Source organism: Micromonospora sp. NPDC048907, assembly GCF_055586885.1.
This window is the reverse complement of record NZ_JBVJHI010000004.1, coordinates 267,346-292,600: the sequence shown is the minus strand read 5'-3', so window position 1 is coordinate 292,600 and position 25,255 is coordinate 267,346. Positions and strand designations below refer to the sequence as shown.

22 protein-coding genes are annotated in these 25,255 nt (G+C 74.8%); 17 read left to right on the top strand and 5 right to left on the bottom strand.

Going from position 1 to position 25,255, the window contains the following annotated elements:
- Nucleotides 1-167: 167 nt before the first annotated feature.
- Together ACZ6PY_RS15385 and ACZ6PY_RS15380 are read right to left on the bottom strand one after the other, a co-directional pair.
- Nucleotides 168-581 carry a VOC family protein gene (locus ACZ6PY_RS15385; protein WP_466072596.1) on the bottom strand — a complete coding sequence of 138 codons (414 nt, stop codon included), beginning with the start codon at nt 579-581 and terminating at the stop codon, nt 168-170.
- 154 nt (nt 582-735) lie between these two features.
- Nucleotides 736-1,869, bottom strand: coding sequence for a peptidoglycan recognition protein family protein (locus ACZ6PY_RS15380; RefSeq protein WP_466072594.1), 1,134 nt, complete (start codon nt 1,867-1,869; stop codon nt 736-738).
- 286 nt (nt 1,870-2,155) lie between these two features.
- On the opposite strand from ACZ6PY_RS15380, the gene ACZ6PY_RS15375 reads away from it, so the two are divergent.
- From ACZ6PY_RS15375 to ACZ6PY_RS15310, 14 genes are all read left to right on the top strand, one after another.
- Nucleotides 2,156-3,247, top strand: a complete 1,092-nt coding sequence (locus tag ACZ6PY_RS15375; RefSeq protein WP_466072592.1) for a LacI family DNA-binding transcriptional regulator — start codon at nt 2,156-2,158, stop codon at nt 3,245-3,247.
- Nucleotides 3,244-4,176, top strand: coding sequence for a carbohydrate ABC transporter permease (locus tag ACZ6PY_RS15370; protein ID WP_466072590.1), 933 nt, complete (start codon nt 3,244-3,246; stop codon nt 4,174-4,176). Before ACZ6PY_RS15375 ends, ACZ6PY_RS15370 begins: the two co-directional genes overlap by 4 nt.
- Nucleotide 4,177: 1 nt before the next feature.
- A complete protein-coding gene (locus ACZ6PY_RS15365; protein WP_466072588.1) occupies nt 4,178-5,017 on the top strand; it encodes a carbohydrate ABC transporter permease in 840 nt (279 codons plus the stop codon).
- A gap of 39 nt (nt 5,018-5,056) precedes the next feature.
- Nucleotides 5,057-6,352 carry an ABC transporter substrate-binding protein gene (locus ACZ6PY_RS15360; protein ID WP_466072586.1) on the top strand — a complete coding sequence of 432 codons (1,296 nt, stop codon included), beginning with the start codon at nt 5,057-5,059 and terminating at the stop codon, nt 6,350-6,352.
- Nucleotides 6,353-6,354: 2 nt separating this feature from the next.
- Nucleotides 6,355-7,488, top strand: coding sequence for an ADP-ribosylglycohydrolase family protein (locus tag ACZ6PY_RS15355; RefSeq protein ID WP_466072584.1), 1,134 nt, complete (start codon nt 6,355-6,357; stop codon nt 7,486-7,488).
- A complete protein-coding gene (locus ACZ6PY_RS15350) occupies nt 7,485-8,888 on the top strand; it encodes an ADP-ribosylglycohydrolase family protein (RefSeq protein WP_466072582.1) in 1,404 nt (467 codons plus the stop codon). Before ACZ6PY_RS15355 ends, ACZ6PY_RS15350 begins: the two co-directional genes overlap by 4 nt.
- Complete coding sequence (locus ACZ6PY_RS15345) at nt 8,885-9,820, top strand: PfkB family carbohydrate kinase (RefSeq protein ID WP_466072580.1); 936 nt, start codon at nt 8,885-8,887, stop codon at nt 9,818-9,820. The genes ACZ6PY_RS15350 and ACZ6PY_RS15345 overlap by 4 nt, the downstream gene beginning before the upstream one ends.
- Complete coding sequence (locus ACZ6PY_RS15340; RefSeq protein ID WP_466072578.1) at nt 9,817-11,766, top strand: formylglycine-generating enzyme family protein; 1,950 nt, start codon at nt 9,817-9,819, stop codon at nt 11,764-11,766. The genes ACZ6PY_RS15345 and ACZ6PY_RS15340 overlap by 4 nt, the downstream gene beginning before the upstream one ends.
- Nucleotides 11,763-13,910 (top strand): alpha/beta hydrolase-fold protein, encoded by a 2,148-nt coding sequence (locus ACZ6PY_RS15335; protein WP_466072576.1) that lies wholly within the window; start codon nt 11,763-11,765, stop codon nt 13,908-13,910. The genes ACZ6PY_RS15340 and ACZ6PY_RS15335 overlap by 4 nt, the downstream gene beginning before the upstream one ends.
- Nucleotides 13,907-15,100 (top strand): CaiB/BaiF CoA transferase family protein, encoded by a 1,194-nt coding sequence (locus ACZ6PY_RS15330; RefSeq protein WP_466072574.1) that lies wholly within the window; start codon nt 13,907-13,909, stop codon nt 15,098-15,100. Before ACZ6PY_RS15335 ends, ACZ6PY_RS15330 begins: the two co-directional genes overlap by 4 nt.
- The gene (locus tag ACZ6PY_RS15325; RefSeq protein WP_466072572.1) at nt 15,100-15,921 is read left to right on the top strand and encodes an HpcH/HpaI aldolase/citrate lyase family protein; all 822 of its coding nucleotides are present in this window, start codon (nt 15,100-15,102) and stop codon (nt 15,919-15,921) included. The genes ACZ6PY_RS15330 and ACZ6PY_RS15325 overlap by 1 nt, the downstream gene beginning before the upstream one ends.
- A gap of 91 nt (nt 15,922-16,012) precedes the next feature.
- The gene (locus tag ACZ6PY_RS15320) at nt 16,013-18,046 is read left to right on the top strand and encodes a CehA/McbA family metallohydrolase domain-containing protein (protein ID WP_466072571.1); all 2,034 of its coding nucleotides are present in this window, start codon (nt 16,013-16,015) and stop codon (nt 18,044-18,046) included.
- A 227-nt stretch (nt 18,047-18,273) separates the two neighbouring features.
- Nucleotides 18,274-19,188, top strand: coding sequence for an SPFH domain-containing protein (locus ACZ6PY_RS15315; protein WP_466072570.1), 915 nt, complete (start codon nt 18,274-18,276; stop codon nt 19,186-19,188).
- Nucleotides 19,185-19,430: a hypothetical protein gene (locus tag ACZ6PY_RS15310; RefSeq protein ID WP_466072569.1), complete on the top strand. Its 246-nt coding sequence runs from the start codon at nt 19,185-19,187 to the stop codon at nt 19,428-19,430. The genes ACZ6PY_RS15315 and ACZ6PY_RS15310 overlap by 4 nt, the downstream gene beginning before the upstream one ends.
- Before the next feature lie 53 nt (nt 19,431-19,483).
- Here ACZ6PY_RS15310 and ACZ6PY_RS15305 read toward each other — a convergent pair whose 3' ends face one another.
- The 3 genes from ACZ6PY_RS15305 to shbA are packed head-to-tail and all read right to left on the bottom strand — an operon-like array spanning nt 19,484 to nt 22,548.
- Nucleotides 19,484-21,094, bottom strand: coding sequence for a sensor histidine kinase (locus tag ACZ6PY_RS15305; RefSeq protein WP_466072567.1), 1,611 nt, complete (start codon nt 21,092-21,094; stop codon nt 19,484-19,486).
- Between the two features lie 42 nt (nt 21,095-21,136).
- Nucleotides 21,137-21,973, bottom strand: coding sequence for an anti-sigma-D factor RsdA (locus ACZ6PY_RS15300; RefSeq protein WP_466072565.1), 837 nt, complete (start codon nt 21,971-21,973; stop codon nt 21,137-21,139).
- Nucleotides 21,970-22,548 carry an RNA polymerase sigma factor ShbA gene (gene shbA / locus ACZ6PY_RS15295; RefSeq protein ID WP_262281841.1) on the bottom strand — a complete coding sequence of 193 codons (579 nt, stop codon included), beginning with the start codon at nt 22,546-22,548 and terminating at the stop codon, nt 21,970-21,972. Before shbA ends, ACZ6PY_RS15300 begins: the two co-directional genes overlap by 4 nt.
- Before the next feature lie 165 nt (nt 22,549-22,713).
- Between shbA and ACZ6PY_RS15290 the strand changes: the two genes are divergently transcribed.
- Genes ACZ6PY_RS15290 through ACZ6PY_RS15280 form a run of 3 tightly spaced genes read left to right on the top strand, consistent with a single transcriptional unit; the run spans nt 22,714 to nt 25,254 of the window.
- On the top strand, nt 22,714-23,682 hold the full coding sequence (locus tag ACZ6PY_RS15290; protein WP_466072563.1) for an ABC transporter ATP-binding protein: 969 nt from the start codon (nt 22,714-22,716) through the stop codon (nt 23,680-23,682).
- On the top strand, nt 23,679-24,449 hold the full coding sequence (locus ACZ6PY_RS15285) for an MlaE family ABC transporter permease (RefSeq protein ID WP_262281840.1): 771 nt from the start codon (nt 23,679-23,681) through the stop codon (nt 24,447-24,449). The genes ACZ6PY_RS15290 and ACZ6PY_RS15285 overlap by 4 nt, the downstream gene beginning before the upstream one ends.
- A gap of 1 nt (nt 24,450) precedes the next feature.
- Nucleotides 24,451-25,254 carry an MlaE family ABC transporter permease gene (locus ACZ6PY_RS15280; protein WP_466072561.1) on the top strand — a complete coding sequence of 268 codons (804 nt, stop codon included), beginning with the start codon at nt 24,451-24,453 and terminating at the stop codon, nt 25,252-25,254.
- Nucleotide 25,255: the final 1 nt, after the last annotated feature.

Sequence of the window (25,255 nt, the reverse complement as noted above, 5' to 3'; positions counted from 1 at the left end):
GGCTACCGCTTGCCGACGTCTCGCCCTCCGTGCCCGGGCGTCACACCCGGAGGTGAGAGTGACTCATGTCTACCTCCGGGTAATGATTGATGGCTTTCCATGCCTCGGGATAGGTGCCGTTCACCACGCGCGAATGCCGACGTTTCGCCCGTCGGCCCGGTCGGCGGTCAGGCCTGGGCGCCCGCGATGTTGACCATCCAGTTGATGCCGAACCGGTCCGCGCACATGCCGAACTCGTCGCCCCACATCTGCTTCTCCAGCGGGACCGTGACGACGCCGCCCTCGCTGAGCTGCTGCCAGTAGCCGCGCAGCTCGTCGGCGTCGTCGCCGCTGAGGCTGATCGAGATGTTGGTGCCGGGCCGGTATTCCATCTCCGGCGGCGTGTCGGAGGCCATCAGCGTGAAGCCGCGGTCGGTCTCCAGTTGCGCGTGCATGACGTTGTCGGCCACCCCCGGATCCGGGTTGCCGAACTCGCCGAACGTGCTCAGCGTCAGGTTGCCGCCGAACACCTTCTGGTAGAACTCCATGGCCTGCCGCGCGTTGTCGCGGAAGCTGAGGTACGGATTGAGCCGAGACGCCATTGTGCGACCCTCCTTCGTCCTTGGACGAGGGCCATCGTCGCAGCCAGGTAGGACAGTCACAACGACGCGTGACCGGTGAGTCGCAGCGGGTGCGACGGCAGCGGTGGAGGTGGCGCCGTTGCCACCTCCACCGCCTTTCCCCGCCGGTGCGCCGTCAGTTCTTCTGGAACGACTGACGCACCACACCCCCCACCAGGGCGCACCAGGTGGTGGTGCTGACCTTGCCGTTCGGCGCCAGTCCGTGCAGGCGCTGCAGGTCCTGGAGGGCCTTCTTGGTCGGGTGGTCGTACACGCCGGTGATCGTCACGTCGGCGTAGCCCTTGAGGTTGAGCATGAACTGCACGGCCTGCACCGGGATGCCGGTGGCGTCCTTGTCCAGCTCGGGCGCGAGGGTCTCCCAGGTCGGGGCCGTGAGGGTGGCGTCGATGTCGACCGGGATGCCGTTGCGCGCCTGCCAGTCCGCGACCGCCGCCACGGTGGCGGCGTCGAACACGCCGGTGACCGGGACGGTGTAGCCGCGGAACGTCAGCAGGTACTGCGCCACCTGCACCACCGGGCCGCCGACGAAGCGCCAGATGTCCGGCCAGCGGCGGGCCGGCACGTCGGCCAGGTCGGTGCCGAGCTTGGCGAAGACCCGGCGGCGCAGCCTCGGGAACTCCCGGTAGAACATCGCGCCCGGGCACTGCGTCGCCCGGAAGTCCCAGTGGCCGAAGATGTCGTGCGCGTGCAGCCCGTACTGCCGGCAGATGGTGGTGCAGAGCTTCACCAGCGAGTCGAACAGCTCCTCGGGCGGCGTCTCGGTGACGTAGGTGCCCTCGTTCTCGATGCCGATGGCCCGGCCGTTCTCGCCGGGGCAGTGCGCCGAGATCATCTGCCGGTCGCCGGCCTGCAGCCGCTCCAGGCTGCCGTGCCGGCCCTCCAGGACGTGGCCGCCCCGGCTGACCGTGAAGTGCTGCCCGGTGTCCGACCACCGGTTGGTGTCCATGTGCAGGTCCTGGCAGTCGCGGGCGAGCTGCTTGGCGTGTTCCTCCGAGTAGTCGGTGCTGTTCGGGAACGCCATGTGGTGCACGATGATCTTGTTGGTCGCGATCGCGCTGATCGACAGCGGGTCCGCCGGCGGGCGGGCGCCCCACTCGTCGCAGCTGATGATCCAGTCGAGGTCCGCGTCCGGCGCGGCCTGCGCGGCGGCCGGGAAGGCGATCTCGCTCCCGACGACCGCTACCGCGGCGGCGCCGAGGCCGGCCCGCAGCAGGGTACGACGGTCCAGCTCGGGGTGGTCGAAGTGCATGGCATCTCCTCGGTGACCCGACGGGTGGACGGGCATGTAAAGGAACTCCAACTGCTGCGCGCGATGTGGAGAATATTGCCAGGGACGGCGGGAGCGCCAGAGGACAAATGCGACGGCGGCCGATTGCCGGATCCGCGCCGATCGGCCCCCGGCCCGTCCGGCGGAGCCCGTCCGGCCCAGCTCAGCCCCGGTTGGAAACGTTTTCGTAACGAGCCCTTGACCTGACCGTCGAGTCAGGCGCAGACTCCCCGGAAACGTTTACAGCAAGCAGCTGGAGGTGTCGGGCGTGGGTCGTAAACGTTTACAGGAGTCGGCCGACGGCCGGCCCACCGTCCACACCGTCGCCGCCCGCGCCGGTGTCTCCATCGCGTCCGCCTCGCGCGTGCTCAACGGCGTCGGCGGCAGCCCGGAGACCGTGCGCAAGGTGCGCGAGGCGGCGGCCGAGGTCGGGTACGTGCCCAACGCCATCGCCCGCTCGCTCCAGTCGCAGCGCACCGGCCTCGTCGCGCTCGCCGTCGAGGACATCGGCAACCCGGTGTACGTCGAGATGATGCGCGCCATCGAGTCCGTGGTCGCCGCGTCGGGGCGGCAGCTCCTGGTGCACGCCACCGGCGGGCGGATCGACAACGAGACCGCGCTGCTGCGCCGGCTGGCCCACCGCTACGTCGACGGGATGATCGTCTCGCCGATCCGGGTCACCGGCGACCACCTCGCCGCGCTGGTCGACAGCCCGGTGCCGGTGGTCGTGGTCGGGCAGCTCGCCGCCGACGCGCCGGTGGACAACGTCCGCACCGACTCGCGTACCGGCGTGGGGTTGGCCGTCGACCATCTGGTCGCGGCCGGGCGGCGGCGGATCGGCTTCGTCAACGGCCCGCTGGACACCGTGCCCGGCGCGGCCCGCGACGCCGGCTTCCGGGCCGCCCTCGCCCGGCACGGCATCGCGCTCGACGAGCGTCTCGTCGAGGTCGGCGACTTCCGGTACGCGGCCGGCCGGGCCGCCACCGAGCGCCTCCTGGCCCGGGCCCAGCCCGACGCGCTGGTCTGCGCCAACGACCTGATCGCCGTCGGCGCGCTGCACGCGCTGCTCGCCGCCGGCCGGCGCGTCCCCGACGACGTGGCGCTGGTCGGCATGGACGACACCGAGCTGGCCCGGATGATGTTCCCGCAGCTCTCCAGCGTCTCCCTCGGCTCGGCCGAGCGCGGTCGCCGCGCCGCCGAACTGCTGCTGTCGCGCATCGCCGACCCGAGCCTGCCGCCGCGTCGCGAGCAGGTCGCCCCCAGCCTCGCCGCGCGCGCCTCCAGCGCCGCGACGCCGCTGTCCGTTCCCGCGTCGGCCGGGCCGGCGCCCGCGCCGCGTACCCCGGAGGTGACGGCATGACCACGGTGGCCGAACGGCCCGACGTCGCCCGCGCCGACGGGCCCCGCAGGGCCCGGTCCCGCTCCGACCGGATGGGGATCTACCTGCTGCTGCTCCCGTCGCTGCTGCCCATCGTGGTGCTGTCGGTCTTCCCGCTGCTGCGGGGCATCTGGCTCGGCTTCACCGACGCCCGGGCCGGCCGCAACGTCGAGATCAGCTTCACCGGGCTGGAGAACTACCGGGAGCTGCTCGGCGACGAGCTGTTCTGGAACTCGTTCAAGATCGGCCTGCTCTGGGCGGTAGGGGTGACGGTGCTCCAGTTCGTGCTCGCCCTGGGCCTCGCGCTGCTGCTCAACCAGCAACTGCGCTTCCGCGGGCTGGCCCGGGTGCTGGCCGTGGTGCCCTGGGCGATGCCCCCCGTGGTCGTCGGCATCCTGTGGAAGCTGGTCTACCACCCGGACGCCGGCCTGCTGAACGAGTTCTTCCACCGGGTCGGCGCGGACGGCCTGCGCACCAACTGGCTCGGCGACTTCAGCACCGCGCTGCCGGCGGTCATCATCGTCGGCGTCTGGGCCGGCATGCCGCAGACCACCGTCGTGCTCCTCGCCGGGTTGCAGGGCGTGCCGCGCGAGCTGCACGAGGCGGCCGCCGTGGACGGTGCGAGCACCTGGCACCGGTTCCGCAACGTCACCCTGCCCGCCATCGCGCCGGTCGTCGTGGCGATCACCTCGCTCGACTTCATCTGGAACTTCAACTCGTTCGGCCTGGTCTACGTGCTCACCGCGGGCGGGCCGGGCGGCAAGACCATGCTGCCGATGCTCTTCGCCTACGAGGAGGCGTTCCGCTACGGCAACTACGGCTACGCCGCCGCCCTCGGCAACGTCATGGTCGTGATCATCGTCGCGCTGCTCGCGGTCTACCTGCGGCGCCGACTCCGGGAGGCGAACTGACATGTTCGGAAAGCCGAGCCGCACCGGGCGGACCCTCCAGTACGTCGCGCTGACCGGCTACCTGATCTTCCTCGGGTTCCCGCTGGTCTGGCTGCTGTCCACCGCGTTCAAGCCGCCGCGCGAACTGGTGCGGCTGCACCCCACGCTCATCCCCAGCAACCCGACCGTGCAGAACTTCGTGCAGGCCTTCACCGAGCAGCAGCTCGGCCGGGCCGCGCTGAACAGCCTCCAGGTGTCGCTCGCCTCGGCGGTGCTCACCGTGCTGGTCGCGCTGCCCGCCTCGTACGCGCTCGCGCGGTTCCGGACCAGGCTGGGCACCGTGGCGCTGGGCTGGGTGCTGCTGTCGCAGCTCTTCCCGTTCGTGCTGCTGATCATCCCGATCTTCCTGATCCTGCGGCAGGTCGGGCTGGCCAACACCCACGCCGGCCTGGTGTTGATCTACGTGGTCTGGGCGCTGCCGTTCGCGCTGTGGATGCTGCAGGGCTTCGTTCGCAACATCCCGCGCGAGCTGGAGGAGGCGGCCAGCGTCGACGGCGCCAGCCGGCTGCAGGTGCTGCGCCGGGTGGTCTTCCCGCTGCTCGCCCCGGGCCTCGTGGCGACCGCGCTGTTCTCCTTCATCTCCGCCTGGAACGAGTTCTTCTTCGCGCTGGTGCTGGTCAAGACGCCCGAGCTGGCGACCCTGCCGGTCGCCCTGGCCCGGTTCGTCGGCATCGAGGGCACCGCCCGCCTGGGTCCCCTGGCGGCCGGTTCGCTGCTGGCCACCCTGCCGAGCCTGATCTTCTTCGCGGTCATGCAACGCCGCCTCTCGTCCGGGTCGCTCGCCGGCGCGGTCAAGGGCTGACCACGTCCCCCCACAACCACCACCAAGGAGGAATCCCCCATGCTCCGTAGCAGGTTCCGCCGACTCGCCGCGGCCGCCGCGGTCGCGGTCGTCGGGCTCGGCGCCCTCACCGCGTGCGGTGACGGCGGCGGCGAGGACGAGAACTCGTCCGGCCCGGTCAAGCTGCGCTTCCTCAGCCTCGCCTGGCAGAAGGAGTCGCTGCAGGCCAACAAGGACCTGGTCGCCAAGTGGAACGCCGAGCACCCGGACATCCAGGTCGAGTACGTCCAGGGCGACTGGAACTCGATCCACGACCAGCTCGTCACCTCGTTCGAGGGCGGCGACGTGGCCGACATCGTGCACTACGAGGCCTCGGCCATCGGCGAGTTCAGCAAGCAGGGCTACCTGGCCGACGTCTCCAAGCTGCTGAGTGACGACTTCAAGGGCCAGATCGACCCGGGCGTCTGGGACACCGCCACCTTCGACGGCAAGGTCACCGGCGTGCCGTTCCTGCTGGAGTCGCAGGTCGTCATCGCCAACAAGAAGCTGCTCGACGCCGCCGGGATCGCCGTACCGCCCGCCGACGGCGGCTGGACCTGGGACGAGTTCCAGGCCAACGCCCAGAAGCTCACCAAGCCCGGCCAGTACGGCGCCGCGTGGGCGCTCAAGTCGCCCACCAACCGGGTGCTGAACCTGGCGCTGAACTACGACGGCGCGTTCTTCTACGGCGACGGCGGCAAGACCGAGGTCAAGGTCGGCGACGCGGAGAAGGAGGTGCCGAAGCGGATCCACGACATGATCTACACGACCAAGTCGGCCTCTCCGGAGGCGCTGGGCATGAGCGGCGCGGACACCCTGCCCGGCTTCTTCGGCGGCAAGTACGCGATGCTCCCCGGCTCGGTCTCGCTGCGCCAGCAGATGGTCGAGCAGGCCCCAGCCGGCTTCGAGTGGGTCACCCTCCCGCCGGTCAAGGGCCTCTCCGCCAAGCAGGCGGCCAACCCGCAGACCCTGTCCGTCGCCGAGGACAGCAAGCACAAGAAGCAGGCCGCGCAGTTCCTGGAGTGGTTCCTGAACCCGACGAACATGGCCGCCCTGGCCAAGGGTGACTGGCTGGTGCCCACCGGCAAGCAGGCCAACCAGGAGCTGGTCAAGCTCACCGGCGGCAAGCAGGGCTGGGACGTCGCCGCGGACAGCGCCGCCGACCTGACCGTCGCCCCGTTCCAGAAGGCCGACGGCTACCCGGAGTGGAAGACCAAGTACGCCACCCCGGCCCTCCAGCAGTACTTCGCCAACAAGATCACCCTGGACCAGCTCGCCACGCAGCTGGTCGACGGTGGCAAGCAGGTTCTGAGGTAACCATGTCACTCTTGCTCGACACGTCGGTCGGTTGCCTGGTCGGCGCCGCGGTGGGCGACGCCCTCGGCGGGGCCACCGAGACGGCACTCCCGGAGCAGATCCGCGCCCGCTTCGGCGGCTGGGTCGAGGGGATCGTCCCCCCGTACCACGCCGACTGGGCCACCGCGCGGCCACTCGCGCCGTACCACAAGGGCGACGGGCACATCACCGACGACACGTTGATGACCCACGCGCTGGTGCGGGCGTACGCGGCCAAGCGGGACCACCTCGACGCGTACGACGTGGTGGAACTGCTCGTCCCCGACCTGATCGAGCGGGTGGTGTACATCCCGGACCTGGAGCGGGAGGGGGTGACCTTCCACCGCCTGGCCGCGGCCGAGCGGTGGCTGGTCACCCGCCTGCACCACGCCCACGCCGACCCGCGCGAGGCGGGCGTGGGCAACATCGTGAACTGCGGCGCCGCCATGTACATGGCGCCGGTCGGCATCGTCAACGCCGGCGACCCGGCCGGCGCGTACGCCGAGGCCGTGGAGATCGCCGGGGCGCACCAGCACAGCTACGGGCGGGAGGCCGCGGCGGTGTTCGCCGCCGCGGTCGCCGCGGCCGCGACCCCCGGCGCGAGCGTCGACGACGTCGTGGCCGCCGCCCTGGACCTGGCCCGCGACGGCACCCGCGCCGCCATCGACGCGGTGGTCAAGGAGGCCCGCGGGCACGACGACTGGAAGGCCGCCATCCCGGCGCTGCGCGCCGCCGTGGCCCCCTACGACACCGTGGGGGAGGAGTACCGCAGCCCCGGCCTGGGCGCCCGCCGCCCGAGCCGGCTGCACGCCATCGAGGAGCTTCCGGTGGCGCTGGGCATGCTCGTGGTGGCCGGCGGCGACTACCGGGCGGCCGTGCTCGGCTCGGTCAACTACGGCCGGGACGCCGACTCCACGGCGACCATGGCCGGTGCGATCGCCGGGGCGCTCGGCGGCGCGGCGGCGGTGCCGGCGGAATGGTCGGAGGTGGTCGCCACGGCGTCCCGCACCGACCTGGTCGAGCCCGCGCGGGTCCTCGCCGGGGTCGCCACCGAGGTGTTCGACCGCGACCGGGAGCGCTTCGCCCGGCGGGCCGAGCGGTTCGGCGGGCTGGCATGAGCGCTGCCGGCGCGGTGCCCGCCGGCCGGCCGAGGGGGACGGCCGGCGGGCTGCGGCTGACCTGGGTGCAGCCGGAGGACCTGCTGCCGCACGAACTGGCCGCCAGCCGCGACGAGGGCCGCGACGTCACCGCCCTGGCCGACCGCTGGGCGGCGGCCGGCGGCGACGTCACGCCACCGGTCACCGGCGCCTCGCCGGTGCCGGCGCCGCCGGCCCTGCGCGCCCTCGCCGTCGAGCTGCTCGACGCCGCCGACGCGCTGCCCGGCCCGGACGCCGCCGACGAGCCCGCCGACCTCGACGGGGTCCGCAAGACCTGGCCGGGCGCCTGGGACCTGCCGACCACCGTCGAGCGGGACCGGCTGCACGGTGCCTGGCTCGGCCGGGCCGCCGGCTGCCTGCTCGGCAAGCCGGTGGAGAAGATCCCCCGCCACGGGATCCGGGAGATCCTCACCGCCACCGGCCGGTGGCCGCTGCGCGACTGGTTCACCGCGCGGGGGCTGCCGGCCGACGTGGCCGCCCGCTGGCCGTGGAACCGGCGCAGCGCCCCGACCAGCCTCGCCGAGAACATCGCCGGCATGCCCGAGGACGACGACCTCAACTTCCCGCTGCTGGCGCTGCGCGTCCTGGAGACCCACGGACCCGGCTTCACCAGCGCCGACGTGGCCCAGGCCTGGCTGGACTGGCTGCCCGCCGGGCGGGTCTTCACCGCCGAGCGGGTCGCCTACCGCAACCTGCTGCTCGGCCTCACCCCGCCGGACACCGCCCGCCGGCACAACCCGTTCCGGGAGTGGATCGGCGCGCAGATCCGCACCGACGTGTACGGCTGGACCAACCCCGGCCGCCCCGACCGGGCCGCCGAGGCCGCCTGGCGCGACGCGGCCGTGAGCCACGTCCGGGCCGGCGCCTACGGGGCGGTCTGGGTGGCCGCCATGGCCGCGGCGGCCCCCGTGGCCGGCGACGTCGACGCGGTGCTGGACGCGGGCGAGTCGGTGCTGCCCCCGGGCAGCCGGTTCACCGCCGCCGTCCGCGAGGCGCGCGCCCTCGGCGCCGCCGGTGACGACTGGGAGAGCATCGTGGACACCCTCTACGCGCGGCACGGCCACCTGCACTGGGTGCACGTCCGCAACAACGCCGCCCTGGTCGCGGCGGCCCTGGCGTACGGGCGGGGCGACCTGGAACGCTCCATCTGCGCGGTCGTCGCGGGCGGCTGGGACACCGACTCCAACGGCGCCACCGTCGGCGCGGTCACCGGAGCGCTCACCGGCGCCGCCCGGCTGCCCGGCCGCTGGGTCGCGCCGCTGCGCAACCGGCTGGCCAGCAGCATCGCCGGTTTCGACGGCATCGGTTTCGACGAGTTGGCCGACCGCACCCTGGCCCTGGCCGTGGGGAGCCCGGCGTGAGCGCCCGGGTGGTGGTGGTCGGCAGCGCCAACCTGGACCTCGTGGTCAGCGCGCCGCAGCTGCCCCGCCCCGGCGAGACGGTCCTCGGCGACGACTTCCGGATGGTGCCCGGCGGCAAGGGCGCCAACCAGGCGGTCGCCGCCGCCCGGGCCGGCGCCGACTGCGCCTTCGTCGGCGCCGTCGGCGGCGACGGGTTCGGCGGGCTGCTGCGGGACAACCTGGCCGCGGCCGGCGTCGACGTCGCCGGCCTGCGCACGGTCGACGGGCCGTCCGGGGTCGCGCTGATCGCCGTGGACCACGCGGCGGAGAACTGCATCGTGGTCGCCCCCGGCGCGAACGGCGCACTGACCCTCGACGACGACGCCGACCGCGACGCGGTGGCGGCGGCCGGCGTGCTGCTCCTGCAACTGGAGGTGCCGCTGTCGGAGGTCACCCGCGCCGCCGGCTGGGCGCACGCGGGCGGCGCCGCCGTGGTGCTCAACGCCGCCCCGGCCCGGCCGCTGCCCACCGAGCTGCTCGACCTGGTCGACGTGCTGGTGGTCAACGAGCACGAGGCCGCCGTCGTGGCCGGCGTGTTCACCGACGAGCCGGCGGCCCTGCTCGACGCGCTGGTCGGCCTGGTGCCCCGGGCGGTGCTCACCCTCGGCGCGCGCGGCGCGGCCTACGCCGACCGGGAGGGCGCCCGGGTCGAGGTGCCGGCCCCGACGATCGACGCGGTGGACACCACGGCGGCCGGCGACGCGTTCACCGGTGCCCTCGCGGTCGCCCTGGCCGAACGCGGCGGGCTCACCGGCGACACCGCCACCGGCGCGCTGCGCTGGGCGTGCGCCGCCGGCGCGGCCTGCGCCCAACGCCCCGGCGCGTCCACCGCCCTGCCCGAGCGGGCCGCCATCGACGCGCTCGCCGCCGCCACCTACGGAGGGGTCCAGTGAGCTTCAACCCGTACGTGCCGCGGCCGATCGACCGGCCCACCGAGGTCCCGCTCGGCAGCCACGCCGACCTGACCACCCTCGACGAGGCGAAGATCTTCGCCGCCCCCGACGACCCCGCCGCCTGGCCGGCCTGGCGGGAGCAGCTCACCCAGTGGCGGGCCGACGCCCGCGCCCGGCTCGGCTACACCGGAGCGCACTACGACGAGATCGCCGGCGACTGTTTCAGCGTCTGCCTCGCCTGGCTCTGGGACGAAACCTTGTACGACCACGACCGCGGTGAGTTCACCGTCGAGGCGTTCCTCGACGCGGCGCGGCGCGACTTCGGCGGCTTCGACGGGGTGGTGCTCTGGCACGCGTACCCGGTGATCGGCCTGGACGAGCGCAACCAGTTCGACTGGTACCGGGACGTGCCCGAACTGCCCGAGGTGGTCCGCGCGTTCCAGGCCGCCGGGGTCCGGGTGTTCGTCGACTACAACCCGTGGGACACCGGCACGCGGCGGGAGCCCGGCGCGGACGCCGAGGAGGTCGCCGCGCTGGCCGGCCGGCTGGGCGTCGACGGGGTCTTCCTGGACACCCTGAAGGAGGGCGCCGGCGAGCTGCGCAAGGCCCTCGACGCGGTCCGCCCCGGCCTGGTCCTGGAGGGGGAGAGCCGGGTCCCGCTGGCCCGGATCGCCGACCACGCCATGTCCTGGGCGCAGTGGTTCGCCGACTCGGACACCCCCGGCGTGCTGCGGGCCAAATGGTTCGAACGCCGGCACGTCCTGCACCACACCCGCCGCTGGCACCGGGACCACCTCGACGAGCTGCACTCCGCCTGGCTCAACGGCTGCGGTGTGCTGGTCTGGGAGAGCGTCTTCGGCGTCTGGGTCGGCTGGAACGAGCGGGACCGGGCCGTGCTGCGGGCCATGCGGCGGGTGCAGGCCAGCCACGCCGCCTGGCTGCGCGCCGAGGACTGGGTCCCGCTCGCCGACCACCCCGGCGCCGGCCAGGTGTACGCGTCCCGCTGGACCCACGACGACCAGCCGCTGTGGACGGTGGTCAACCGGGGCGCCGACCACGACGGCCCGTGGCTGCTCACCGACGCCCGGCCGGGGCGCTTCGTTGACCTGATCACCGGCGCCGAGCTGACCGTCACCGAACTCGAGGACGGCCGGGTGGCCGTCGGCGGCCCGCTGCCCGCCGGGGCGATCGCCGCCGTGGTCGCCACCGAGACGCCGGTGCCCCGGCACGAGCCGCCGACCGGGGACCCGTCGTTCCCGGCCCGCGCCGCCGTGCGCGCCCGCACCCCGTGGTCACCCCTCGCCGCCCTGCCCGACGGCATGGTGACCATGGAGGGTGGCCGGCACGAGCTGACCGTGCGCCACCGGGTCCGGGAGACCGGCCTCTACGGCGAGGCCCCGTACGTCGACGAGTGGAAGCCGCTGCCGCCGCGCCTGCACCACACCGGCACGCTGCGCCGCCAGGTCCGGCTCGGCCGCTTCGCCATCGACACCCACGAGGTCACCCACGGCGAGTACGCGCGTTTCCTCGCCGCCACCGGCTACCGGCCGGTCCGGCCGGAGCGGTTCACCGCCGGGCAGGGCCCCGCCGACGCCCCGGTTACCGGTGTCGACCTCGCCGACGCCCGCGCGTACGCCGACTGGGCCGGGCTGCGGCTGCCCACCGAGGACGAATGGCAGGTGGCCGCCGAGGCGGGCCTGCTGGTCCGGCGGGAACCCCTCGTCTGGAACCTGACCGAGAGCGAGCACTCCGACGGGCGCACCCGCTTCGTCATCCTCAAGGGCGGCTGCGCCTACCGCGCGGAGGGCTCCGACTGGTACCTCGACGGCGGCCCGCAGCCGCCGGACGTCTCGGTGAAGCTGCTGCTCACCGGCGCCGGCCTGACCCGCTCCACCTCGATCGGTTTCCGCTGCGCCGCCGACCTGCCCGAAGGAGCCCTCCGATGAGAAGAGCGTGGCGCCCCGGCGCCGCCCTGGTCGCCCTGCTGACCGCTGTCGGGCTCGCCGGCCTCGCCCCGGAGACCGCCGTCGCCGGCAAGGAGCGGTCCGGCACCCTCGCCACCGCGGCCGCCCCCTCACCGGCCCTCGGCGCCCCCATCGACTACACCGTCTACCTGCCGCACGGCTACGCCGACGCGGCGAACGCCGGCACCCGATACCCGGTGCTCTACCTGCTGCACGGGCGCGGGGACACCATGCAGGCGTGGACCCGGGTGAAGAGCGACCTGGACCGGCTCATCGCCGACGGCGAGGTCCCGCCGGTGATCGCCGTGCTGCCCGACGCGCCGTGGAGCGAGCGCGGCAACTGGTACGTCGACTCCGCGTACACCGGCGCCGACCGCCCGGGCCGGCCGGTGGAGACCGCGCTGACCCGCGACCTCGTCGCGCACGTCGACGCCACCTACCGCACCGCCGCGCACCGCGACGCCCGGCTGGTCGGCGGCTACTCGATGGGCGGGGCCGGCGCCCTGCGCTACGCCCTGGCCCACCAGGACCTCTTCGCCAACGCGCTGGTGCTCAGCCCGGCCGTCTACCGGCCGCTGCCCCCGGCTGACTCGTCGGCCCGCGAGTTCGGCGCGTTCGGCGACGGCGACGAGCCCTTCTCCGACGAGGTGTACCAGCGGCTGAACTACCCGGCCCTGCTCCCCGGCCTCGACGCCGAGTCGCCGGTGCGGATGTTCATCGCCGTCGGCGACGACGAGTGGGCCAACCCCGACCCGGCCGACGCCGCGCACGACCTCGACTACGAGGCCGCCACCCTCTACAACACGGTGCGCCGGGCCGACGGCGTCGCCGCCGAGTTCCGCGTCCTGGACGGCGGGCACGACTGGGACGTCTGGCGGCCCGCGTTCGTCGACGGCCTGAAGCACCTGGCCGCCACGCTCAGCGTCACCCCGCCGGCCGGGCTGCCCGCCCCGCTGCACGGCACGGCCGGCGCCGACTGGGCCGGCGGGGTCGCCGCCCACCCCGACGGCGACGTCACCCTCGGCTACGCGGCCACCGGCGCCGTGGCCGGACAGCCGTACGCCGGCGGCCTCGACGCCGTGGTCACCCGGCTCGCGGCCGACCGCACGGTCCGCTGGACCAGCCAGTTCGGCACCGCCGCCAACGACCGGCTCTACGGGACCGTGCCGCTGCCCGACGGTGGCGTGCTCACCGCCGGGTACACCCGCGGCGACCTCGACGGCCGGCACCCGGACAGCCCCGCCGACGACGCGTTCGTGGCGAAGCTGACCGCCACGGGGCGGCGGGCCTGGCTCACCCAGGCCGGTGACCCCGGCAAGGCCGACCGTTTCTACGCGCTCACCGCCGCCCCCGACGGCGGCGCGTACGTCGCCGGCTACACCAGCGGCGCGTTCGGCGGCACCAGCGCCGGCGACAAGGACGCGGTGCTCGCCCGGATCGCCCCGGACGGCACGCTGGCCTGGACCCGGCAGTTCGGCAGCCCCGGCGAGGACAAGGCGTACGCCGTGGCGGCCGACGCGAACGGCGTCTACGTGGCCGGCGGCACCTCCGGCGCGCTGCCCGGCACCACGCCGCTCGGCGGGGCCGACGGCTGGCTCGCCCGGTTCACCCCGGACGGCACCCGCGACTGGCTCACCGTGGCCGGCGGCACGGGCGACGACCTGCTCGGCGGCGTCACGGTCACCGGCACCGGCCAGGTGGTGGCCACCGGCGCCACGGCCGGGGACGTGCTCACCGTGGCGTACACGGCCAGGGGCACGCAGCGCTGGCGGACCGTCACCGGCGGGCGCGGCGCGGACGCCGGCACCGACGTGCTGGCCCTCGCCGACGGCACCGTCGCGGTGGTCGGCTTCACGGGCAGCGCCCTCGGCGTGCCGGCCGGCGGCGCGGACGTGCTCACCCTGCGCCTCGACGGCAAGGGCCGGCAGGTCACGGTCGCCCAGTACGGCACCGCCCGCGACGACGCCGCCGACCCGTTCGGCGAGGAGAACGTCTACGCCACCGTCGGGCCCGACGGCCGGCTGCTGGTCAGCGGCCGCACCGCCGGCACGCCCGACGGCGGCGCCGCGCTCGGCAACGGGGACGTGTTCCTCGCCGCCGTCGACCCGATGAAGGGGACGCCATGACCACGACCGCTCCGCTGCACGGCGTCAAGGTGGTCGACCTGGCCACCCTGTTCGCCGGCCCGCTGGCCGCCGCGTTCCTCGGCGACTTCGGCGCCGACGTGGTGAAGGTGGAGCATCCCGCCAAGCCGGACCCGTCCCGGGGGCACGGCCCCGCCAGGGACGGCGTCGGCCTGTGGTGGAAGGTGCTCGGCCGCAACAAGCGGACCGTCACGCTCGACCTTTCCCGGCCGGAGGGCGCGGACCTGCTGCGCCGGCTGCTCGCCGACGCCGACGTGCTGGTGGAGAACTTCCGCCCCGGCACCCTGGAACGCTGGGGCCTCGGCCCGGACGAGCTGCACGCCGTCAACCCGCGCCTGGTGATCGCCCGGATCAGCGGCTTCGGGCAGGTCGGCCCGTACGCGCCGCGGCCCGGGTTCGGCACCCTCGCCGAGGCGATGAGCGGGTTCGCGGCGGCCACCGGGGAGCCCGACGGGCCGCCGACCCTGCCGCCGTTCGGGCTGGCCGACTCGGTCACCGCGCTCGCCGCCGCGTACGCGGTCATGCTGGCCCTGCGCGGCCGCGACCTGACCGGCCGGGGCCAGGTGGTCGACCTCGCCATCATCGAGCCGATCATGGCGATGCTCGGCCCGCAGATCACCTGGTACGACCAGCTCGGCTACGTCCAGCCCCGGCTGGGCAACCGGTCCAACAACAACGCCCCCCGCAACACCTACCGGTGCGCCGACGGGCGGTGGGTGGCGGTGTCCACCAGCGCGCAGAGCATCGCCGAGCGGGTGGTCCGGCTCGTCGGCCGCCCGGAACTCGTGGACGAGCCGTGGTTCGCCACCGGCAGCGGCCGGGCCGCGCACGCCGACGAGCTCGACGCGGCGGTTGGCGCGTGGGTGGGCAAGCGGGACCGCGACGAGGTGGTGGCCGCGTTCGAGGCGGCCCAGGCCGCCGTGGCCCCCGTCTACGACGTGCGGGACATCCTCGCCGACCCCCAGTACGCGGCCCTCGGCACCGTGGTCACCGTGCCCGACGAGGAATTGGGCGAGGTGCGGATGCAGAACGTGCCGTTCCGGATGTCGGACAGCCCGGGGGAGATCCGGCACGCCGGCCGCCGCCACGGCCAGGACACCGACGCGGTGTTCGGCGCGCTCGGCCTGACCGCCGACGAGCTGGCCGCGCTGCGCGAGCGCGGGGTGATCTGATGCTGCTCACCTGGCTCTACGTGCCCGGCGACCGGCCCGACCGGTTCGCCAAGGCGGTCGCGGCCGGCGCCGACGCGGTCATCCTCGACCTGGAGGACGCCGTGGTGGCCGGTCGCAAGGCGTACGCCCGCGACGCCGTCGCCGAGTTCCTCGCCGACCCGCAGCCGCTGCCCGTGCAGGTGCGGGTCACCGAGCTGACCGGCCCGGACCTCGACGCCGACCTGGCCGCCGTCGCGGGCCGGCCGGGGCTGGCCGGGCTGCGACTGCCCAAGGTGGAGTCACCGGCGACGGTGGCCGCGGTGGCAGCCCGCGTCGACACCCCGCTGCACCCGCTTGTCGAGTCGGCCGTCGGGCTGGAGTCCGCGTACGCCATCGCGACCGCCCACCCGGCGGTGGCCTCGCTCGGGCTCGGCGAGGCCGACCTCCGCTCCGACCTGGGCGTCGCCGACGACGACGGCCTGCTCTGGGCGCGCGGCCGGATCGTGGTCGCGGCCCGCGCGGCCGGCCTGCCGCCGCCGGCCATGTCGGTGTACGCCGACGTGGCCGACCTCGACGGCCTGGCCGCCTCCTGCGCGGCCGGCCGGCGGCTCGGCTTCCTGGGCCGGGCCGCCATCCACCCGCGCCAGCTGCCGGTGATCGCCGACGCGTTCCGCCCCGCCGAGCGGGAGGTGGACCGGGCCCGCGAGCTGCTCGCCGCGGTCGCCGACGCGCACACCCGCGACTCCGGCACCGTGGTGCTGCCCGACGGGCGGTTCGCCGACCGGGCCATGGTGGCGGCCGCCCGCCGGGTCGTCGACCTCGCCGCCCGCTACGCCGCCTGACCCGGCGGTTCCGTCCGCACGATCGCCGGATGCCGGGCCGGCGCCACCGCCCGTACGCTGGCCCGGGCCGGCACGGGAGCGGGGGAGCGGCATGGGCGATCGGGCGCGGCTGGACCGGCGGAGCCTGCTCGCCGCCGCCGGTGGCCTCGCGGTCGCCGGGATCGGCGTGCCGATCGGCCTGGCGGCCACCGGCGACCCGTCGCCGCCGGGGCGCGGACGGCGGCCGATCAGCATGGCCATGCACCTGCACGCCTCGTTCAGCGAGGGCGTCGCCAGCTACGCCGCCCACCTCGACCAGGCCCGCCGCAACGCCGTCGACGTGGTCTGGTGGACCGACCACGACTTCCGCGTGGCCGCCCACGACCACCGCCGCACCGTCCACTTCGACGGCCCCGAGGAGCCGGAGGCCGGCCTGGCCTGGACCTGGACGGCGTCCACCGAGGGCGCGCTCACCGCGTCCGCCGCCGACTTCGTCGCCGCCCCCGCCGGCGACCCCGGCCGCGCGCTGCGGCTCACCGCCACCGGCGCCGGCACCCTCTGGTACGCGGGCAGGGCGTGGAACTGGACGCACACCGGGAACATCTCCGACACCACCCTGCACCTCGACGTGCTGCCCGAGGTCGCCGGCCCGGACGCCGCGCTGATCGTCGAGATCGCGCTGTCGCACCATCCGGCGGGTGCCGGCCGCCCCGCCGGCCAGCTCGTCCTCCGCTACCGTCTCGGCGCGGCGACCGCGACCCGGCACCGTGCCGACGGCCGGCACGGCACCGTGGACCTGCCCGCCCCGGCCGGCGCCCGGCGGCGGCACACCCTCGACCTGCTGGCCGACGTGCGGCGGCTCTGGCCGGACCTGGTGGCCGGGGACAACTCGCTGCGCGGGCTGCGCCTCGGGGTGGAGGTCGGGTCCGGCGCGCGCGGGGCGTTCGTGGTCGACCGGCTGGTCTTCGACCGGGCCCGGCGCGCCGGGCAGGGCGGCGAGGAGCTGCGCGCCGAGGTGCTGCGCGGGTACGCCGGGGCCTACCCGGGGGTCACCCACCACCGCGCGTACGAGGTGTCGATGGTCCGGCACCTCAACTGGTTCGGCGGCGACCAGACGCTGCCGCCCTTCCCGTCCCCGCCGTACCGGGACAACGACGTCGGCGCGACCGAGCGGATGGTGGCGTTCCTGCACGGCCACGGCGGGGTGGTCTGCTGGAACCACCCGCTCGACGTGGAACGGCGGGAGTCCCTGGCGCGGCTGCTGGTGGAGCGGCACGCGCTCGGCGTCGACCTGATCGAGATCGGCCGCGACCCGGTCGACGACCACCTCTGGGCGTACGACGTGGCGGCCCGCAACGCGATCCCGCTCACCGCCGTCGGGGTGACCGACGACCACGACGGCACCGACTGGCGCGCCGGGCGGGACCGGCACGTCACATATGTCTGGGCGGCCTCCACGGGTCGCGACGACCTGGTGGCGGCGCTGCGCGCCGGGCAGGCGTGGTTCACCGACCTGGCTCGCTACCGGGGGGCCCTCGACCTGGAAATCGGCGGCCGCAGCGCGATGGGCGCCGTGGTGACCACCGACGCCACCGACCTGACCGTGCGGCTGCGCGCCACCGACCTGCCCGCCGGCGCCACCCTGGAGGTGGTCACCGGCACGGCCGACCGGGCGGGCGTCGCGGACCCGGTCCCGGCGATCGGCATCGGACAGGTTCCCGGCGGCAGCTCCGTGAGGGCTGGCACGACCTGCCGGTCGCCGTCGGTGCCGGGGTGTACGTCCGGACCCAGGTCCGGGGCCGCGACGGCGTGCTCGTCGGCGCGAGCAACCCGGTCTGGCTGCTCCGCGAGCCGCCTCCGCGCGGCATCCCGCCCGCCCGCCGCTTCTGATCCCGCGATCGCCGTCAGGCGCGCCGGATGCGGCGCGCCGTGCCGGACGGCCGTGGCGTCGAGGCCCCGGATCCGCCGGCTTCCGGCGTGGAGCCGGTCATGGCCCGTGAGCCACTACGAACTTGATGACGTGGGTGACTCATTACGGGACCCGGGCCGCGGCGTACGGGGCCCGGCCGCGGCGTACGGGACCCGGCTGCGGCTTACGGGGCCAGGCGCGGCTTACCGGGCCTCGGCCGCCGCGGCGCTGGACTGAGTCGTCGACGACATCAGGTTCGTAGGCGCTGAGCAGAGGGCGCCCGGCCGGAGTGTGCGGGGACGCGTCGGCGCAGCCGGCATCGCCGATGACTCCGTCGTCTGCCCACCGACCGGTACCCTCCCCGGACCGGCCGGTCGCGGTCTCGGCTCGGCGCAGGCGTGAAGCGCGGGGGAGCGGGTACGCGCGCGGCCGGGAGGCGGGCGCCTCCGGGATCGAGGGGGACCATGGCAGCCGCCGCCGTCATCGTGCTGGTCATCGTCGTCGCGCTCGTGGTGCTCGTGGCGTCGCTGAGCATCCGGCTGGTGCAGCAGTACCAGCGCGGCGTGGTGTTCCGCTTCGGCCGGGTGCTGGAGCACATCCGCCAGCCCGGCTTCCAGGTCATCATCCCGGTGGCCGACCGGATGGTGCGGGTGAGCATGCAGACCACGGTCATCGGGGTGCCCGCGCAGGGCGTGATCACCCGGGACAACGTCACGCTCACCGTCGACGCGGTCGTCTACTACCGGGTGGTCGACCCGGTGAAGGCGCTGGTCAACGTCCGCGACTACCCGTCGGCGGTGCTCCAGGTCGCGCAGACCGCGCTGCGGTCGGTGATCGGCAAGGCGGACCTGGACACCCTGCTGCGCGACCGGGACCGGATCAACGCGGAGCTGAAGACCGTCATCGACGCGCCCACCGAGAAGCCGTGGGGCCTGCTCATCGAGCGGGTGGAGGTCAAGGACGTGGCGCTGCCGGAGGGGATGAAGCGGTCGATGTCCCGGCAGGCCGAGGCGGAGCGGGAACGCCGGGCCCGGGTGATCGCGGCGGACGGCGAGTTCCAGGCGTCGCGGCGTCTCGCCGACGCCTCGCGGGCGATGGCGAACACGCCGGGGGCGTACCAGCTGCGGCTGCTCCAGACGGTGGTGGACGTGGCGGCGGAGAAGAACAGCACCCTGGTCATGCCGTTCCCCGTCGAGCTGCTGCGCTTCTTCGACCGGCTCGCCGGCGGGGGCACCGAGCAGGCCGCTCCGGCCGGGCCGGGCGCGACGGAGCAGGCCGGGCCGGGCCCGGCGGAGCAGGCGGGTCCGGCGCTGGGGCCGGTCACCGAGGGCGTCGCCGCGGCCGCCGCCGACGGGGACGGGCGGCGGCCGGCGCCGTGACCGCGCTGGCCGGGTTGCCCCGTGTGGCCGCCGGCCTGGCCTGGACCGGGGTCGCCGGGTGGCTCGTGCTGGTCGGGCCGGGGGTGGCCGACCCGCCGACGTACGTGGTCGACACCCTGCCGCAGTTCGCCCTCGCCGTGGTGGCGGCCGCCGCGCTCACCGTGCCCGCCCCGGCCCGCCTTCCAGGTCGCCGCCGACAGGCGCCCCGTCCACGTCCTCTACGACCTGGAAGCCCGCAGTGAACTGGTGATCTGGCTCTACGTCGCCGGCTGAGCCGCCGCCGGTGGCCCGACGCTCAGGCCGGGGCCACCGGCGCCCGCTCGCCCGCCTGCTCCGGGACGGCGGCCGGGGCGGCCGGCCTCGGCAGGGTGAAGACGAACCGGGCGCCCTCGGCGTATGCGTCGTCGAGCCGCAGCGTGCCGCCGTGGTACTCGATGATCTTCTTGCAGATGGCCAGGCCGATCCCGGTGCCGTCGTAGCTCCCGCGCGGGTGCAGCCGCTGGAAGATCAGGAAGATCTTGTCGGCGTAGCGGGGGTCGATGCCGATGCCGTTGTCCGCCACGGCGAACTCCCAGCCGGCGTCGTCCCCGGTGACCGCCACCCGGATCCGGGGCGTCCGGTCGGGGTGCCGGAACTTGACGGCGTTGCCGAGCAGGTTCTGCCAGAGCATGGTGAGCAGCGTCGGGTCGCCGTGCACCACGGGCAGCGGGTCGGCCACGATCTCGGCGCCCGCCTCGGCGATCCGGTCGGAGAGGTTCGACTCGGCCTGGGCGAGCACGGCGGCCAGGTCCACCTCCCGGTCCTCGCCGTAGACCCGGCCGATCCGGGAGAACGCCAGCAGGTCGTTGATCAGGCTCTGCATCCGGGTCGCGCCGTCCACCGCGTACCCGATGTACTGCCGGGCCCGGTCGTCGAGCTGGTCGGCGTAGCGGCGGTGCAGCATCTGGCAGAACGAGGCCACCTTGCGCAGCGGCTCCTGAAGGTCGTGCGAGGCCACGTAGGCGAACTGCTCCAGGTCCTCGTTGGACCGGCGCAGCTCGGCGGCCTGCTGTTCGAGGGCGTCCCGCTGCCGGCGGCTGGTGTGCAGCGCGTCGACCATCCGCTGCCGCATGGTCTCCACGTCGGCGGTGAGCCGGGCGATGTCGGCCGGCCCCTCCGCGGCGAGGCGGTGCTCGAAGTCGCCGCCGGCGACCCGGCGCACCGAGGCGCCCAGCCGGTCCAGCGGACGCAGTACCGTGGTGCGGACCAGCACCGAGATGACGACGCTGGACAGCAGCAGGGTGGCCAGGATCGCCACGAACAGGAGGTCGCGCAGCGCGCGGGCGCTGTCGAGGTCGGCCCGGCCGGCCGCCTGTTCCCGGTCCAGCCGGGCCTCCAGGCCGGTCAGCGCGGCCTGCGCGGCGTCGAACGCGACCCCGCCCTGCCGCACCACCGGCGCCAGCTCCGCCGCGCCCGCCCCGCCCCGCCGGGCGGCGATCAGCCGGGCCGGGTACTCGGCCCGCCAGCGCTCCGCGAGGGTCAGCGCGCCGTCCAGCTCCCGGCGCGCGTCCGGCTCGCCGCTGAGCAGGTCGCGGGCCCGCCGCGCGGTGGCGCGCTCGGCGGCCACCCCGTCCTCGTACCGGCGCAGCGCCTCCGGGTCGCCGGTGACGACGTACCCGCGGACCGCGGCCACCTGCTCCAGCAGGCCGCTCTCCAGCCGGCTGACGGCGGTGCGGGCGGGGGAGATGTGGTCGGCCAGCCGGTCGGAGACGGCGGCGGTGTGGGACAGGGCCGCCGCGCCGATCCCGCCGCCGGCGAGGACCAGCACGGTCATCCCGAGCATCATGACGCTGAGCCGCCGGCTCGTGGTCATCCGCGCCCGGCGTCCCTCGGTGACGGTCGTGGCCGCCGTCGCTGCGCTGCTCACGGCAGCACAGTAACGGAGTGCCGGTGGCCCGCGCGGATTCGCTCAGTCGAGCAGCCCGCCCCCGGTGGGCAGCGGCAGCTCGGGCAGCGGAAGCCCGGACACCGACACCGACGGCAGGGGCAGCGGCAGCCGGGGCAGCGGCAGCAGCGGGCTGCCGGCCGGGGTGGGCGGACGGCTCGACCCGGCCCTCGGCGTGCCGCCCGAGGTGGCCGGGGCCGACCGGGGCGTACCGGTGACGGTGGGGCTCGGGACGGCGGTGGGCGCGGGGGTGGCCGGGGCCGTGGCGGGCGGCGGGCCGCCCGGCGGCGCGGTCGCCGCACGGGCCGCCGCCAGGTCGCGGGCCAGGACGTCGAGCGCGGCGCCCAGCCGGGTGACCGCCGCCGGGTCCTCGACCCGGGCGAGGTCGCGGCGGCCCTGCGCGACAAGCGCCTCGGCGTCGTCGAGCCGGCCGGCGTCCAGGGCCGCGCGCGCCCTGCCGATGGTGTCCTCGATGCCGCGCACCTCGGCCTGCTGAGGGTGCAGCAGCCGGGTCAGCGACCAGAGCGGGCTGCCCGGTCCGGCGTCGCGGCTGCCGATGCCGAGCCCGGACACCAGGGCCAGCAGCGCCACGGCGGCGGCCGCCAGCCGCAGCGTCCAGGGGCGGGGGCGGCGGACCGCGCGTCGCACGGGCGCCTCGCCGCCGGGTTCCGGCGCGCCGGGGCGGACCGCGGTGGCCGGCTCGTCGGCGAGTTCGGCCCGCCAGAGGGCGAGCACCCCGGCGAGCGCGTCGCCCTCGGGTGCGGCCTCGCCGCGGCCGAGCGCGTCGAGCAGCGCGTCGTCGCGCGCGATGGTCCCCAGGTCCATCGCGTCGTCGCCGTCGCCCGGCGTCCGCCCGGTCATGCCGCCACCTCGTCCAGTGAGCCCCCGGCCAGGGTACGGAGCCGCGTCAGCGCCCGGGACTGGGCCATCCGGACCGCGGCCGCGGACATGCCGACGATGCCGCCGACCTCCTCGGCGGACAGTCCCGCCGCGACCCGCAGCAGGATGATCTCCCGCTGCACGTCGGGGAGCCGGTCGAGCAGCGCGGAGAGCCGCCGGGCCAGGTCGCTCGCCACGGCCTGCTGCTCGGGCCCGGGGGCGGCGTCCGGCCGGTCGACGGGGCTGTCGGTGGGGGTGACCGCGGCGTCGCGGACGGCGGAGCGCTGGGCGTCGGCCACCTTGTGCGCGGCGATGCCGTAGACGAACGCGGCGAACGGGACGCCCTGCTCGCGGTAGCGGGGGAGGGCGCGCAGCACGGCCACGCACACCTCCTGGGCCACGTCGTCGGCGGTGGTGTACGCCCCGCCCACCCGGCCCAACCGGGCCCGGCAGTAGCGGACGAGCCCCGGCCGTACGCCGACGAGCAGCTCCTCGACCGCCGCCGGGTCGCCCGCGGCGGCCCGGCGGACGAGTTCGGATTCGATCACTGTCGTCATGGCGTTCGTGGAACATCCTCATCGCCGGCCGGTTTCCGGCACGTTATCGACACCTCCGGGGTTTTGCATAGCTTGCCGGTCGTCCCCGGCCCGTGACGGAAAGTAGTTGTTGCGTCCGGTCGACCCCGCCCGATGTCCCAGATGAGACACGAAGGGAGGGGAACGATGGGCGTCGAGGTCGCGGTACGCGGACTGACCAAGTCCTTCGGCGGGCACCCGGTGTGGTCGGACCTCACCCTGACCCTGCCCGCCGGGGAGATCTCCGTCCTGTTGGGACCCTCCGGCACGGGCAAGTCCGTGTTCCTCAAGACGCTTGTCGGTCTGCTGAGGCCCGACCGGGGTTCCGTCCTCATCGAGGGCCGGGACCTGCCGAAGCTCTCCGAACGCGAGCTGTACGAGGTCCGCAAGCTGTTCGGTGTGCTGTTCCAGGACGGCGCGCTGTTCGGCTCGATGACCATCTACGACAACGTGGCGTTCCCGCTGCGCGAGCACACCCGCCGGTCCGAGTCGGAGATCCGGGCCGTGGTCACCGAGAAGCTGGAGATGGTCGGTCTGGTGGGGGCCGAGCACAAGCTGCCCGGCGAGATCTCCGGCGGGATGCGCAAGCGGGCCGGGCTGGCCCGGGCGCTCGTCCTGGACCCGGAGATCATCCTCTTCGACGAGCCGGACTCCGGGCTGGACCCGGTGCGCACCGCCTACCTGAACCAGCTCATCGTCGACCTCAACCAGCGCACCGGGGCGACGTTCCTGATCGTCACCCACGACATCAACACCGCCCGGACCGTGCCGGACAACATCGGCCTGATCTACCACGGGCACCTGGCCATGTTCGGGCCGCGGGAGATGCTGCTGTCCAGCACCGAGCCGGTGGTCCGGCAGTTCCTCAACGCCCAGCGGATCGGCCCGATCGGCATGGCCGAGGAGAAGGACGCCGAGGAACTCGCCGCCGAGGCGCAGGCCGGCGCGGAACTCCCGCCGCTGCCGCCGATCCCGCTGCAACTGCCCCCGTCGGACGGGCGGCCGCGCCGGGCCGAGCGCCCGCCGGGCCAGTGGTGCCGCGAGCACGGCGTCACCCCGCCGCCCGGGTCGTTCGACGGCCGCTGGGACGCCGAGCGGAGCGAGGTGGCGGTGTGAGCGCCCCGGTCGCCGCGGTCCGGAACACCGGCGAGTTCTTCGCGTTCTGCCTGGACACCCTGCGCGGGCTGGGCCGCCGGCCGGTGCAGGTCCGCGAGTTCGTGCAGCAGGCCTGGTTCATCAGCTCGGTGTCCATCCTGCCCGCCGCGCTGGTCGCCATCCCGTTCGGCGCGGTCATCGCGCTCCAGCTCGGCTCGCTGGTCCGCCAGCTCGGCGCGCAGTCGTTCACCGGCGCCGCCTCCGTGCTCGCCGTGGTCCGCGAGGCCGGCCCCATCGTCACCGCGCTCATCATCGCCGGCGCGGGCGGCTCGGCCATCTGCGCCGACCTCGGCGCCCGGAAGATCCGCGAGGAGCTGGACGCCATGCAGGTGCTCGGGATCGACCCGATCCACCGCCTCGTGGTGCCCCGGGTGCTCGCCTCGATGCTGGTGGCCGTGCTGCTCAACGGCCTGGTCAGCGTCGTCGGGGTGACCGGCGGCTACGCGTTCAACGTGGTGCTCCAGGGCGGCACGCCCGGGGCGTACCTGGCCAGCTTCCAGGCCCTCGGCCAGCTCCCCGACCTGCTGGTGGGTGAGGTGAAGGCGCTGCTGTTCGGTGCCGCCGCCGCGCTGGTCGCCAGCCACCAGGGGATGACCGCCAAGGGCGGGCCGAAGGGCGTCGGCGACGCGGTCAACCGCAGCGTGGTGATCACCTTCATGCTGCTGTTCGCGCTGAACTTCGTGGTCACGGCCGTGTACTTCCAGGTCGTCCCGCAGAAGGGGAGCTGACGTGACGGTCCTGCGGTATCTCGACGACCTGGGCGGGCAGCTCGCCTTCCACCTGCGCGCCCTGGCCTGGGCGCCGCGCACCCTGCGCCGCTACCGGCGCGAGGTGGTCCGGCTGCTGGCCGAGGTCAGCTTCGGCACCGGCGCGCTCGCCGTGCTCGGCGGCACCGTCGGGGTGATCTGCTTCCTCACCTTCTTCACCGGCACCGAGGTCGGGCTCCAGGGCTACCAGGCGCTCGACCAGATCGGCAGCAGCGCCTTCACCGGCTTCGTCTCGGCGTACTTCAACACCCGCGAGATCTCGCCGCTGGTGGCCGCGCTGGCCTTGTCGGCCACCGTCGGCTGCGGCTTCACGGCCCAGCTGGGGGCCATGCGGATCTCCGAGGAGGTCGACGCGCTGGAGGTCATGGGGGTGCCCTCGCTGCCGTTCCTGGTCACCACCCGCATGATCGCCGGCTTCGTCGCCGTCATCCCGCTGTACGTGGTCGGCCTGCTCGCCAGCTACCTGGCCACCCGCACCATCGCGGTCGGCTACCTCGGACAGTCCGCCGGCACCTACGACTACTACTTCCACCTGTTCCTGCCGCCCGAGGACGTGCTCTGGTCCTTCGGCAAGGTGCTGGTGTTCAGCGTGATCGTGGTGCTCGTGCACTGCTGGTACGGCTACACCGCCCAGGGCGGGCCGGCCGCGGTCGGCGTCGCCGTCGGCCGCGCCGTGCGGACCGCGATCGTCGCGGTCAACGTCGTCGACTTCTTCCTGTCCCTGGCCATCTGGGGCGCCACCACCACCGTCCGGATCGCGGGGTGAC

Bases quoted from the DNA above. Each gene is read 5' to 3' on its own strand.
- ACZ6PY_RS15385 (WP_466072596.1), bottom strand. From the start codon at position 581: ATGGCGTCTCGGCTCAATCCGTACCTCAGCTTCCGCGACAACGCGCGG.
- ACZ6PY_RS15380 (WP_466072594.1), bottom strand. From the start codon at position 1,869: ATGCACTTCGACCACCCCGAGCTGGACCGTCGTACCCTGCTGCGGGCC.
- ACZ6PY_RS15370 (WP_466072590.1), top strand. From the start codon at position 3,244: ATGACCACGGTGGCCGAACGGCCCGACGTCGCCCGCGCCGACGGGCCC.
- ACZ6PY_RS15365 (WP_466072588.1), top strand. From the start codon at position 4,178: ATGTTCGGAAAGCCGAGCCGCACCGGGCGGACCCTCCAGTACGTCGCG.
- ACZ6PY_RS15360 (WP_466072586.1), top strand. From the start codon at position 5,057: ATGCTCCGTAGCAGGTTCCGCCGACTCGCCGCGGCCGCCGCGGTCGCG.
- ACZ6PY_RS15355 (WP_466072584.1), top strand. From the start codon at position 6,355: ATGTCACTCTTGCTCGACACGTCGGTCGGTTGCCTGGTCGGCGCCGCG.
- ACZ6PY_RS15350 (WP_466072582.1), top strand. From the start codon at position 7,485: ATGAGCGCTGCCGGCGCGGTGCCCGCCGGCCGGCCGAGGGGGACGGCC.
- ACZ6PY_RS15335 (WP_466072576.1), top strand. From the start codon at position 11,763: ATGAGAAGAGCGTGGCGCCCCGGCGCCGCCCTGGTCGCCCTGCTGACC.
- ACZ6PY_RS15330 (WP_466072574.1), top strand. From the start codon at position 13,907: ATGACCACGACCGCTCCGCTGCACGGCGTCAAGGTGGTCGACCTGGCC.
- ACZ6PY_RS15325 (WP_466072572.1), top strand. From the start codon at position 15,100: ATGCTGCTCACCTGGCTCTACGTGCCCGGCGACCGGCCCGACCGGTTC.
- ACZ6PY_RS15320 (WP_466072571.1), top strand. From the start codon at position 16,013: ATGGGCGATCGGGCGCGGCTGGACCGGCGGAGCCTGCTCGCCGCCGCC.
- ACZ6PY_RS15315 (WP_466072570.1), top strand. From the start codon at position 18,274: ATGGCAGCCGCCGCCGTCATCGTGCTGGTCATCGTCGTCGCGCTCGTG.
- ACZ6PY_RS15300 (WP_466072565.1), bottom strand. From the start codon at position 21,973: ATGACCGGGCGGACGCCGGGCGACGGCGACGACGCGATGGACCTGGGG.
- shbA (WP_262281841.1), bottom strand. From the start codon at position 22,548: ATGACGACAGTGATCGAATCCGAACTCGTCCGCCGGGCCGCCGCGGGC.
- ACZ6PY_RS15290 (WP_466072563.1), top strand. From the start codon at position 22,714: ATGGGCGTCGAGGTCGCGGTACGCGGACTGACCAAGTCCTTCGGCGGG.